We start from the raw sequence: 12591 nt of genomic DNA on the forward strand, positions 1-12591 counted from the left end.
TTATGAGTAAAAAAATAACTTTTTTTATATCAGTATTGCTTCTTTTGCCCTGCCTTGTTTTTGCACAAACATATACTGTAAAAAAAGGTGACAACATCTGGCAAATTTCAAAAAAATTTAATATCTCTGTGAATGAAATTAAAAAAACAAATAATTTAAAAAATAATAAATTACAAATAGGAATGAAATTAGAAATACCTGACAAAGATAATAAAGTGACACAAAACCCAAACGAACTCAAAAATAATAATACTGAAGCAAAGTATCATATAGTGAAAAAAGGCGAAACTCTTTCTAAAATCGCCAGAATATATAATACTTCAGTTAATGAGATCAAAAAAATTAATAAACTTCAAAACAATAAGCTTAATATAGGACAAAAACTCATTGTAAAAGCTCCGGGAAAAACGCAGGAAAATCTTTCAACAAAAAAGGATGAAAAAATTCCTGTATTAGCCACTGCAAAAGTTGATATTAATAACAAAATAGAAGAAATTGATTCGCTGAAGCAAAATGAAGATTTATCTCAGTTAAGTATGACAGACAGGCTTATTTTATTTGCAAAAAAAATGCTTCATCTGCCATATAGATTTGGTGGAAATAGTTTTAGCGGACTTGATTGTTCATTTTTTGTAAAAAAAGTCTATTCCATGGTTGGCTTTAATCTGCCAAGAAGTGCCAGAGAACAGTTTACAGTTGGAATACCGGTATCAAAAAGTGAACTTCAACCTGGAGACCTTGTATTTTTTAAAACCTATGCTAGATTTCCATCACATGTAGGAATATATATTGGAGATAACTTATTTATTCATGCATCAAGCAGATCAAAAAAGATTACAATTGACAGCCTGGAGGCACCTTATTATATAAGTAGGTTTATCGGTGCCAAAAGAATAATTGATGCTGATAAAGAATCAGTTGAAAAGGCTCTAGAAAAAGTAAAAAACAACGAAACTTAGTTTTTATAAATAATTTTCCCCATATCACGGGTATCATATCCACCAAGAGACTTTACAGTTTCTCTGAATTCTTCATCTTCTTTTATAATATTTAAAACCGATTTAACTGTTGAAAGATCAAGAAATTCCTGCGGAATTAAAATATCATATCTTTCTTCAGTAACAGGTATAAAATCAAGTCCGAGTGCTTGTGCAGCAGATAGTATGCCAAGCCCAACATCAGCTCTTCCTGTGAGTACTGCTGATGCTATACCCATATGTGTATACTCATCCCTGTCGTATCCTTTTATCTTTGATGGATCAATTCCAAGTTCCTTTAAATGTTTGTCAAGTAAAAGTCTTGTTCCAGATCCAGCCTGCCTATTTATAAAAACCACATCGTCACGAGCAAGGTCTTCAAATCCTTTAATACCTTTTGGGTTTCCCTTCTTAACAATAAAGCCCTGAATACGATAAACAAGATTAAACAGTACAACTTTCTTTTCAGGCATCAAGCGTTTAATAAATGGAATATTATACTCCCCTGTTTGCTCATCAAGTAAATGTGTACCTGCAATGTGTGCCTCACCATTTTTTATTGCCACAAGACCACCCATTGAACCAACATGAGCACTGGAAAGTGTCACATCAGGATAATGCTTTCTTACAAAGTTATAAAGCACATCCAGTGTATTATCATGGCTTCCAATACAGACTACTGTATTATCAATTTCTTCCCTTGTTCTCCATAAATTGACAGCAATTTCAGTTCCCTGAGAAAATCCTTCAGAACCTCTCGGAATAACAATATAACCATCAGCCCTTACAATAGACATAAGAAGCCCGGCTCCTCTACCCAATGGTGTTACAATATATTTTTTCCCTACTCTGCCAACTTTTACCCTCACAAATTCATCAACACCTATATTTGATGAAATCTGTCTAGAAAGTATACCTTGTAGCTTTTCCTCTTTCTGTATTTTTGTACCAAGATAGAATTCCATCAAAGGTCGAACAAAAAGCTCAAAACTCAAAAAAGAAGAAACAGGATATCCAGGAATTCCTAAAACAGGTTTATTATTCACAAACCCTGCAATGAACGGTTTACCGGGTCTTATCGCAACGCCATTTATTAAAACTTCTCCGAGTTCATTGATTACCTTGTATGTGAAATCTTCCTTACCATAACCAGAACCAGCATTTAATAAAACAATATCACATTCTTTTAAGGCATTTAAAATTGCATCTTTAATTTCTTTTTCTTCATCTCTTACAATTGAATAAATTTTTGGTTCTGCTCCTGTCTGAGTTGTTAAACTTGCAAGAACTGCTGAATTATATTCGATTAGTTGCGGAGGTTCAGGCATTTTTTCCTTTATTTTTGAAGCATCTATTAGTTCTGAACCTGTAGGAATAATGCCTATTAAGGGTTTTCTGCGGACATCTATTGTACAGATACCGCTTGCAAGAATTGCTCCAATATCAGCAGCACGTACAACGTGACTTTCAGGAATTATCAACTCTGTTGCAACAATGTCCTCTCCAATTGGTCTTACATCATTGTAAGGCGGCACAGAAGCATATATCTCTATAAAACCATCACGCAAATTAACATCTTCAACAGGAATAACAGCATCAAAACCATCAGGCAGAGGATCTCCTGTCTCAATCCAGTGGGCATCAACACCTATCTTAAGTCTTACAGGTTCTCTTTCAGTTGCAGTGAATGTATCACGGGCTCTTAAAGCATACCCATCCATCGCAGCAGAATGAAAATATGGAGAAGAAAACTTTGCAAATACAGCCTGTGCTGTGACTCTTCCAAGAGCATTTTTTACATCGATAATCTCGCTGTCAATTGGAGTTTGTATTCTTTCTATGAAAGCCTTAAATAGTCTGCCCTTTGCCTCTTCAAGTGAGATAACTTCATGAAAAAATTTTTTACCACCCATTACCTTAAATCCTCCTTAATCCAACAATGTTAGGCGAACGTCTTATATATCCTCTTTTCTGAACTACTATATCAAGCGGTAAGCTCACTAAATCAATCAAGAATGGATCTCTATATTTCATATAGTGATTTTCTTTAAAACTTTTTATATATGTGTTGCACTCAAGACATAGTTCAGCTCTTATCTCTTCCTCATCAAGGAGAAGTTCAATTTTGCTCGAATCTTTATTAAAACAATAAGGGCATCCTATTCTGAAAAAGCTTCCACCATGTTCACACAGTGGACATATCATTATTTTTTCATTGTTTTCTGTAATCATCGAAAGTGATGATTCTGTACCACAAATCGGGCATTTTCCTGTTTCCATAAATGATGCCTGTTGCCCGTCCCGCCTTAAAAATACAAAAAAGGGCTTACTCAATATAAATAACATCCTATCAACTTCTTCCTTTGAAAGTTCCTCACTCTGAATTTGAAGAGACCACAGAGATGATGGCTCTTTTATAATGTTTTTACCGCTTTTTAAAACTTCATCCTTTAGAAAGGAAAGTGACTCATAGGGAATCTGAAAAACTGTTGAAAAATTTTTAAGTACAATATCAATTAATGACACATCACTGTCAAGTTTCATCCTTTCTCTTTCCTTCTTACACTGTTCGGTTAACTCTTTGATTTTCATATAAAGCTCAAGAGGGCTTTGAAGATGAGGCTTTTCTTTTATTATTTCATCAAAATTCATGGTACCTCCGCTGGTTTTATGTTTAAGTCTGCACCTGACAATGCTTCAACCAGAAATGTTTTCAATGCTTTCTTTTCCTCATCAGTTAAATTCATTGGTTTTAATAGTTTATTACCATATCCACCACCTTTATTAAAAAAGTCTATTACTTCATCAAGGCTTTTAAATATGCCGTTATGCATATACGGAGAAGTTTTTGCAATTTCTCTCAATGTGGGAGTTTTAAATGCTCTGTAATCTCTCTTTTGCTTGGTGTTGAAGTATCTGCCAAGGTCTTCTTTTATATTCATATAATCTGGATATTTGTTTATTTTTGCAATATAACGTCTTGTCACTATAAATTTTTCTTCATTTGCGTATTTTGGATTTTCTGGCACCATAAGAGCATGAAATTTTTGATCACTTAAGTATGCTCCATAGTGACATTCTATGCACTTTCCTTTTCCTATAAATATCTCCAGTCCTTTTTTAGCCTCAGAGCTTAATGAATTTTTATCTCCTTTAAGGTATCCATCAATTGGAGCATTGTTTGAAATAAGAGTTCTTTCAAATGCTGCTATTGCTTTTGCAATTAGTTTTATATTTACATCCTGACCGAAAATTCTTTTAAATGCTTCTCTGTATTCTGGTACAATTCTTATCTCTTCTTCAACAAAATCAATATTTTGATTCATCTCAAAAGGAGACATGACAGGAAATTCTGCCTGCTCCTCCAGAGTTTTTGCTCGTCCATCCCAGAAAAGATATTTTGCATAAGCAACATTCATCAAAGTTGGCGCATTTCTGAAATTTCTTGTAGTTGGATAGCTAAGAGATATTTCTGAAGCATCTGTAAATGCTTTCTCAGGGTCATGACAATTGGCACAGCTTGTAGTTCCATCTCCTGAGAGACGCCTATCAAAAAAAAGCTTTTTACCTAGATCAATTTTCTCCTTGCTTATTGGATTATCCTTTGGCACTGGAGGTGGAGGCAACGGTTCAAGCTGTTTTGTCTTTTTTTCAGAAGCAAAACTTTCAATGCTGATCAATATAACAATTAAAAGCAATATAATCAAAAAAGCTGTAATTTTATTTTTTCTTAACACTTTCCAGCTCCTTCAAAATTATATTTTTAAGATAATCATAGTCTCTACTTCCAAGAACCTTAATTCCATTAATATAAAATGCTGGAGTAACATATAAATCAAGCTCTTTTGCGAGCTTTAAATCTCTGTCAATTATATCCGTTCCCTCATTATTATCTATTGCTTTTATAAATTTTTCAACATCAAGATTAAGCTCTTTTGCATAACTTATAAGAGACTCTCTATTAAGCTTTGGTGACCTTTTTATTAACAATTCATGCATCTCAGTAAACTTTCCCTGCCTCCAGGCTTCTACAGCAGCCTCTGCAGCGATTCTTGCATAGTCTCTATACCTGTAAGGAAAAAACTTTATTACAAGTTTTACATTTCCACTAAATTCTTTTACTAATCGCTCAATGGTCGGACCGACCTCAACACAATGAGGTCATTGATAATCAATAAATTCAACTATCGTAACAGGAGCATTCTCAAATCCAATAACTGGAGAATTAGCAACAGGAATACTGTATCTGTTTTCTTCTGCTAAAACAGGAGAGGCGACAAGAAAGAACAAAGAAAGAATAAGAATTAATCTATCCATCTAACCTCCAAAACTTCTTTTAAAATTATACCAAAATATGATGATATAATAAAAATTGTATGACTGCTGAGAATTTTTTAAATTTAATAATAGCAAGACTTGATGGTGAAAGCATTGATTATTCTGATTACAGACAGTATATCGAAAAATTAACCAGAGATGGGATTGGAGGCTTTATAGTTTTTGGTGGAGACTACGATAAAATAAAGAATTTTATTATCTATCTTCAAAGTATTGCTCATAGGCCATTAATTATTGCATCTGATATAGAAAGAGGAGTTGGGCAACAGATAAAAAGAGCGAGTCTAATTCCATCACAGATGGGAATTACTGCAGGTTTTAATCTGCCTGATGAAGAACACGAGCTTAAAACATTGTATTCAATTGTAATAAAGGAAGCGGCTGACATAGGAATCAATCTTGCTCTCATACCTGTTCTTGATGTAAATACAGCTCCACAAAATCCAATTATATGCACAAGGGCTTTTTCAGATAATCCTGATACAGTTTCCGAGTATGGAAACTGTATCATAAATTTTTTTGAAGCAAATGGATTACTGACATGTGCAAAGCACTTTCCTGGTCATGGTGGAACACAGATAGACTCTCATATTGAGCTTCCAACAATTAATGAGTCTCTAGATATACATCTTAAGCCTTTTAAAAAAGCAATTAACGCAAGCGTGTCTTCAATGATGATTGGACACTTAATGATTCCAGAGATAGATAGTTTACCTGCAACTCTTTCTGAAAAAGCAATTAATCAGTTATTGAAACAAACTTTAGATTTTAAAGGGGCTGTTCTTACTGATGCAATGAACATGAAAGCTTTAAAAAATTATAATAATCATCATGCTCTTGCCATTAAATCAGGAGCTGATATAGTTTTACATCCTGAAAATCCATATAAAGCAATGGAAGAGATAAAATCAGCGTATAATTACGGGTTAATAACTGAAAACAGAATTACAGAAGCATTGTTTGTGATTAATAGATTAAAGAAAAAGATAAGATCTTTTCCTGTAACCAATAATTATATAAATACCAGAGCGAATAATGTTGACAGTAGTCTTATAATTCAAAGAGCATTCAAAAAAACAGTAACAGTTATCAAAAATGAAATACCTGATCTGGAATCTCGTAAGATTATTCCCTGTCTTACAGGAAGTTATAGTGAGGAGATAAAAGAGGCATTCAAAAACTACTTCGGTTCTGTATACGATTTAACTCATTTTTCAAAAACTTCTCTTTCAGGCGTTATACCTCTAATTGCTGTATTTACAAATATAAAAGCAGCAGGAGACGAACATGTAGTGAGTGAAGAACAAAATATAATGATCAAAGACATATTTTCAAGTAATGATACTGTTTTTGTTTCATTTGGTAATCCATATATTATGAGATTCTCTTTTTTTAAAAGAGCAAAAACAATTATCTTAGTTTATGACTCCAATATAAATGCTGTTTCAGCATTTATAGATGTTTTCAAAGATGGATTAAAGACTTCCGGCAGGCTTCCAGTAAAGATTGAATGGATTAATGACTAAACGAACGAAAGATATTGCCACAGTAACAGTTCTTGGCTTTGCATCAGGAATTCCTTTTCCGCTTGTCAGTGGAACACTACAGGCATGGCTTACCTCTGAAGGCATTGATATAAAAACAATCGGTATATTAACAATTCTTACATTTCCTTATAGTTTTAAATTTCTGTGGTCTCCATTTTTCGATAAATTTAACATACCGAAACTTGGTAGAAGAAGGGGATGGATTTTAATCTGTCAGATACTGATTCTGCTCGGGATTGCATTAATGATAACACTTACACCAAAGCATCTGATCCTTTTTTCCGCTATCGCAGCTGGTGTTGCCTTTTTTTCTGCTTCACAGGATATCTCAATAGATGCATACAGAACAGAAATCCTAAAACCAAAGGATAGAGGTCTTGGTGCATCTTTTGCTGTAACTGCATACAGGATTGCATTAATTATTGCTGGTGGACTCTGTCTGCTTCTTGCAGACCATCTTGGATGGCAAGTTGCATTAGCAGTTATAAGCTCTCTTTTAGTGATCGGCATTATAACAACTTTATGGGCTGATGAACCTGATGGAATAAACAAACCTCGAACACTACGGGAATCTTTCATTGAACCATTTAAAGAATTGCTTAAAAGAGAAAAAAGCCTTTTGCTGCTCTTATTCATTATACTGTATAAACTTGGTGATGCATATGCAGGATCTTTAAGCACCACTTTTTTCATAAGGGGTATAGGATTTTCACTTACAGAAATCGGCACAGTAAATAAAATTGGAGGACTTATATCAGCAATTGCAGGTTCAATTATTGGAGGAGTGTTACTCACAAAAATAAACCTGTACCGGGCTTTAATTTTATTCGGGATATTTCAGGCACTATCAAATTTGATGTTTATGATTCTTGCCATAGCAGGTAAAAGCTTTGTATTGTTTGTATCCACTGTAATTATTGAAAATTTTACCGGTGGAATGGGAACAACTGCGTTTTTAGCGCTTTTAATGGCTCTGTGCAATCATAGATTTGCAGCAACACAATATGCAGTTTTTTCATCACTTGCTTCGTTAGGCAGAGTGATAATCAGCCCGACATCTGGATTTGTTGTTGATGCTATAGGTTGGGAAACATTCTATCTTCTGACTTTTTTGATAGCAATACCTGGATTGATTTTAATTGTTAAATTAAGAGAAATAATAAATATTGTTTCTGAAAAATAAAATTAAGAATAAGGAAATCTTATACTAATTGTAGTACCTTTGCCTACTTCACTCTCAACAGAAATAAACCCTCTGTAGTATTGAACAATTGTTAAAGCAACTGTAAGTCCAAGCCCTGGACCATATATTTTAGAAGTAAAAAACGGTTCAAATATTTTCTTAATAAATTCCTTGGGAATACCTTCCCCTGTATCAGAAATTCTTATCTCCAAACTATTCTCTTGTTGTTCAACTGATATTTTTAATAAACGTTTCTCACTCTTATCCATTGAATCAATTGCGTTTCTAATAATATTACGAAGTACAATTTTAAAATGCTCTTTGTCTATATAAAGCTTTGATACTGATTGAAACTCTGTCTCAACTTCTATAGATTTATCTTCAACTTCCTGCTCAAATTCTTCAAGAACTTCTTCTATAATCTTAACAGGTGCAACATATTCCATAAAACCAATAGCAATCATTTTTAGTTTTACAATTTCTTTTAATAGATTCTCCAGCCTTTCTGCTTCCTGAAGAACAACAGTAAGATAAGGTTTATTGGGGTTACCTGGTGGAAGGTTATCATATACCTTTCTTGCAAATCCTACCAGAGTTACAATTGGATTTCTTATTTCATGAGAAAGACTGTCAATAAGCTTCCTTATAGCTTCAGTTCGTTCTTCTTCAATAGCTTTCTGTGAGGTTGCCTTTTTTACAAGTAATGAACGAATTCTTGCTGATAGCTCCCTGTAATCAAATGGCTTTGGAACATAATCATCCGCTCCAATATCAAGTCCTTTAACTTTGCTTTCCACATCAGCTTTTGCAGTTAGCATAATCACTGGAATAAATTTAGTTGACTCATCATTTTTAAGCCGCTGACAAACCTCATATCCATTCATCTTCGGCATCATCACATCAAGAATAATTAAATCGGGAAAAGTTTCATACACTTTTTTTAAAGCCTCTTCACCATCATAGGCTTCAATTGTATTGTATCCCTCTGATATCAATCTCTTTCTTAAAAGCTCTACTGTATCAACATTATCATCAACAATGAGAATGGTTTCTTTCTGATTACTCATTTTTCTTTCAAATAAACTTTTATCTGTTCTGGAAACTCTCTTACATTAATTGGTTTTGAAATATACCCATCACATCCAGATGCAAAAGCTTTTTCCTGATCGCCTCTCATTGCATGAGCTGTAAAAGCTATTATTGAAATGGTTTTAAAATCAGGTCGAGCTTTAAGCCTTCGCGTTACTTCGTACCCATCTATTTTAGGAATAGAAATATCCATCAATATTAAATCAGGCCTATATGTAACAGCTTTAGCTATAGCATCCTCTCCATCTATTGCCTCTATAATTTCATAAGCATATTTTTTTAGAATTTTTTTTACAAGCTCTCTACTGTCATCATTATCATCAACAATGAGAATTCTTTTCATGATATTCCTCCAATCTTTTTTAAACTGTTTTTTAGCTCTGTAATCAGTTGTTCTTCTGAAAAGAGACTCTTGTTTATTATTTCTTTTATTCTTCCATTCAATACGTCTTTTTGTTCATCTGTTAATTCTTTATCTGTCAAAGCAATCATTGGAATATCTTTCAGTTCAACAGACGTTTTTATAAAATCAATAAAATCATAAGCACTTGTATCAGGGTCGGTTATATTGACAATTAAAAGATCAGGTTTGTAATTTTTAGCTATTTCAATAGCTTCTTTACTGTTTGAAGTGGAACTAACATCATAACCAGTTTGTTTTAATACATTTAACAGATCTTTCACTGTTGTTTCATCTTTTTCAAGAATAAAAACTTTTTTAACTGCTCGATAAGTTTCAATTGACTTTATCTTTTTTAAAAGGGAATGTCCATCAAGAGGCTTTACAAAGTAGTCTGCTGCACCGAGACTGAAAGCCAGTGTTTTATTATCAATGATAGAAACAATAACAACTGGAATGTTTTGTGTTTCTTTATCTGACTTAAGCTCTTTTAAAACTTGCCAACCATCTTTTTTAGGCATCATTATATCAAGAGTAATTGCTACTGGTTTAAGTTCTTTTGCCTTTTTAGCCGCTTCCTCACTATTTAGAATCCCTATAACTTTATAATCCTTTTCAAGATACTTTCTTATCAGGTCAATTGCATCTGGATTATCATCAATTGCAAGCACAACCTTTTCCTTATTGGAAGATTCTGAAACTTCTTTTATTGCTGGTTCCTGATGCAGGACAAGATCTCTTACAACTTCACAAATTCTACATGAATCTGTTTTCTCGGGATATGAGCATATTTTCATACCTTTACAATGCGTACCGAGTGCAAGCCAGCATCTTTTCTCTGAAGAACCATATTCAGGACAATTAACATGTCCACACTGAGTATAATCCCAGCATCGTACTAATTTACCTTCGTATGTTGGATTCTGAAGAAATACCTCTTTGGGGACCTCGAAGTATTGAGCCAATACTTCAGCCATTTTTTCTTCTGTAACCGGACCGGGTCTTTCAAAAACTTCCTTTTTGAAAGGTAAAAGAAGATAAAACGTGCTTCCCTTTCCATACTCACTTTCCGCCCATACCATACCCTTGTGAAGCGCAACAAGACCCCTAACAATACTTAGCCCAAGTCCTGTTCCTTCATACTGTCTTGTTGTTGAAACATCTGCCTGGGCAAATTTATCGAAAATTTTATCAAGGTCTTCTCTCTTAATTCCTATTCCTGTATCCGAAACTGAAATTTCTACGAACTGGGGATTCCCTTCTGAATCCTTTCCTCGTTCTGAAACTCTTGCTTTCAATGTTATTCCACCTTGATTGGTAAACTTTACAGCATTTGATATTAAATTTATAAAAATCTGTTTTGCTTTGTCTTCATCTATATAAAGCTTTTCTGCACCCGGCTCAATATTTAAGGAAAACGTTAATCCTTTTTTGGTTAGCAAAGGTTCAAAGGTAACAATTATTTCATCGATAAGTTCTTTTAAATAAACTTCTTTTGGTCTAATCTCTATTTTGCCTGACTCAATCTTTGAAATATCGAGAACATCATTTATTAATTGAAGAAGATGTCTTGCATTGGCAGCCACTTTTTTGAGTGAAGCTTTCTGTTCTTCATTAAGAGGTCCATCAACTTCATCTAGTAATAAATCAGTATATCCAATGATGGCATTCATAGGAGTTCTAAGCTCATGTGACATATTAGCAATGAATGAGGATTTTAATATATCAAGCTCTTTTAGTTGTTGATTTGCCTTCTGTAGCAGGGCAACAAGTTCTTCCCTTTCTTCAAGCAACCTCGCTCGTCTTGTAAGTTCTTTTTCAAGTTCCATTTTTGACTTTGCAACTTCATTGACCATGCAGTTAAAAGTCTCACATAGAGTTCCAATCTCATCCTTGGGATAATTGGAGATAGTTGACATCTCACCTTTTGAAAATCTCTCTGTTGCCTCAATCAGAATATGAAGAGGTTTTTTAATTAATCTGTTAACCACGAAATTAATGACAACTATAGCAAGTAAAAAAGCAAATACTGTAAGGGTTAAAGATCTATACATTTGAGCTTGGACAGTTAAATATACATTCTCTACATCTGTTTTTAATATCATTGCACCTAAAATATTTTTTGAAGAACCATGACAGTGGAAACACTCAGGTGAATTTTTTATAGGTAAAATAGAAATTAAATTTCTTTTGCCCTGAACTTTTAAAACTTTTGAAATTGAGGCTTCACTGTTTCCAGCAAGATGCTCTGTAATAATTTCAGAAAAAATTTTATTATCAATAACAGTATCAATTTTTTTATTGATACTGTTATTATCTGTGGAAAAAGCAATCTGTTTATTAAAGTCGCATAAATAAACATTTATTTTTGTATATTTACTTGCTATTTCTTCCAGGTCTCTATGGATTGTCTCACTGTCACCAACTGTAAGAGGATGTTTTATTGTAGCAAAAATTGTATCCATGATTTCTTTATTGCTCTCATCTGCAATTTTTAGCCTGTCTGGAAGTCCGAAATAAATTCTGAAACTTATTTCTATAAACATAACCACAACTAATATCACTATAAATGTTAATAACAGCTTATTACCGATTTTCTGAGTTATAAATCTGAACATTTAGTGAGCTCCTCCATGAAGAAGAGGCTTGAATCTAAAAGCTCGTATTCTTTCTTCAGTATGGCAGGATTCACATATTTGCAGTGTCAATTTTTTACGAATAAATCTAGGATCTCTTGTTTCTACATGTTTTTTACCAGGACCGTGACAGACTTCACAGCCAGTATGCTGAAGATGTGGTGTTATTTCAATACTTACGAAACCACCTTTTTTACCATAACCTGTAGTATGACATTGCAAACAGCTTTTTAGCTCCTCTGAAGTAATTTTATGTTTCATTTTTTCAATTGCTTCAAAAGAACGAGACATTCTTGAATACTTCTTAAAGTTTTCATACTCAGTAAGATGACAGTTTTTACAGACCTCCGTTCCAACATATTCAGAAAATGCAATTACAGGATAAAATAATATAAAAATACTTATAATCAAAAATTTCATA

Annotated in this window: 11 protein-coding genes and 1 pseudogene; 3 read left to right on the forward strand and 9 right to left on the reverse strand. The window is 33.5% G+C overall.

Annotated elements, in window-relative coordinates:
- Positions 1–2 precede the first annotated feature (2 nt).
- Entirely contained in the window at positions 3–959 is a 957-nt protein-coding gene (locus G581_RS0104305) for a C40 family peptidase (protein ID WP_028844758.1), read from the forward strand.
- Here G581_RS0104305 and G581_RS0104310 read toward each other — a convergent pair.
- The 5 genes and pseudogenes from G581_RS0104310 to G581_RS12160 all read right to left on the reverse strand — a co-directional run bounded on the left by G581_RS0104310 (position 956) and on the right by G581_RS12160 (position 5294).
- Positions 956–2890 carry a molybdopterin biosynthesis protein gene (locus G581_RS0104310; RefSeq protein ID WP_028844759.1) on the reverse strand — a complete coding sequence of 645 codons (1935 nt, stop codon included), beginning with the start codon at positions 2888–2890 and terminating at the stop codon, positions 956–958. The genes G581_RS0104305 and G581_RS0104310 overlap by 4 nt on opposite strands.
- Positions 2891–2894: 4 nt before the next feature.
- A complete protein-coding gene (locus G581_RS0104315) occupies positions 2895–3629 on the reverse strand; it encodes a formate dehydrogenase accessory protein FdhE domain-containing protein (RefSeq protein ID WP_028844760.1) in 735 nt (244 codons plus the stop codon).
- The gene (locus G581_RS10600; protein ID WP_051178832.1) at positions 3626–4714 is read right to left on the reverse strand and encodes a cytochrome-c peroxidase; all 1089 of its coding nucleotides are present in this window, start codon (positions 4712–4714) and stop codon (positions 3626–3628) included. Before G581_RS10600 ends, G581_RS0104315 begins: the two co-directional genes overlap by 4 nt.
- Positions 4698–5126, reverse strand: a pseudogene (locus G581_RS11590) (DsbA family protein); the annotation flags it as partial. The gene G581_RS10600 and the pseudogene G581_RS11590, both read right to left, overlap by 17 nt.
- Positions 5127–5138: 12 nt before the next feature.
- Positions 5139–5294, reverse strand: coding sequence for a hypothetical protein (locus G581_RS12160; RefSeq protein WP_169368375.1), 156 nt, complete (start codon positions 5292–5294; stop codon positions 5139–5141).
- Between the two features lie 59 nt (positions 5295–5353).
- Here G581_RS12160 and G581_RS11595 point away from each other — a divergent pair, with 59 nt between their 5' ends.
- Positions 5354–6841 carry a glycoside hydrolase family 3 N-terminal domain-containing protein gene (locus G581_RS11595; RefSeq protein WP_051178833.1) on the forward strand — a complete coding sequence of 496 codons (1488 nt, stop codon included), beginning with the start codon at positions 5354–5356 and terminating at the stop codon, positions 6839–6841.
- Positions 6834–8045 (forward strand): AmpG family muropeptide MFS transporter, encoded by a 1212-nt coding sequence (locus tag G581_RS0104340; protein WP_028844762.1) that lies wholly within the window; start codon positions 6834–6836, stop codon positions 8043–8045. The genes G581_RS11595 and G581_RS0104340 overlap by 8 nt, the downstream gene beginning before the upstream one ends.
- Positions 8046–8047: 2 nt before the next feature.
- On the opposite strand, the gene G581_RS0104345 is transcribed toward G581_RS0104340, so the two are convergent.
- Genes G581_RS0104345 through G581_RS0104360 form a run of 4 tightly spaced genes read right to left on the reverse strand, consistent with a single transcriptional unit; the run spans position 8048 to position 12590 of the window.
- Positions 8048–9112, reverse strand: coding sequence for an ATP-binding response regulator (locus G581_RS0104345; RefSeq protein ID WP_028844763.1), 1065 nt, complete (start codon positions 9110–9112; stop codon positions 8048–8050).
- Positions 9109–9477 carry a response regulator gene (locus G581_RS0104350; protein WP_028844764.1) on the reverse strand — a complete coding sequence of 123 codons (369 nt, stop codon included), beginning with the start codon at positions 9475–9477 and terminating at the stop codon, positions 9109–9111. The genes G581_RS0104345 and G581_RS0104350 overlap by 4 nt, the downstream gene beginning before the upstream one ends.
- Positions 9474–12152 (reverse strand): ATP-binding protein, encoded by a 2679-nt coding sequence (locus tag G581_RS11600; RefSeq protein WP_051178835.1) that lies wholly within the window; start codon positions 12150–12152, stop codon positions 9474–9476. Before G581_RS11600 ends, G581_RS0104350 begins: the two co-directional genes overlap by 4 nt.
- Complete coding sequence (locus G581_RS0104360) at positions 12153–12590, reverse strand: cytochrome c family protein (protein ID WP_028844765.1); 438 nt, start codon at positions 12588–12590, stop codon at positions 12153–12155.
- Position 12591: the final 1 nt, after the last annotated feature.

It is taken from the genome of Thermodesulfovibrio thiophilus DSM 17215, from assembly GCF_000423865.1.
GTDB classification, from domain to species: domain Bacteria; phylum Nitrospirota; class Thermodesulfovibrionia; order Thermodesulfovibrionales; family Thermodesulfovibrionaceae; genus Thermodesulfovibrio; species Thermodesulfovibrio thiophilus.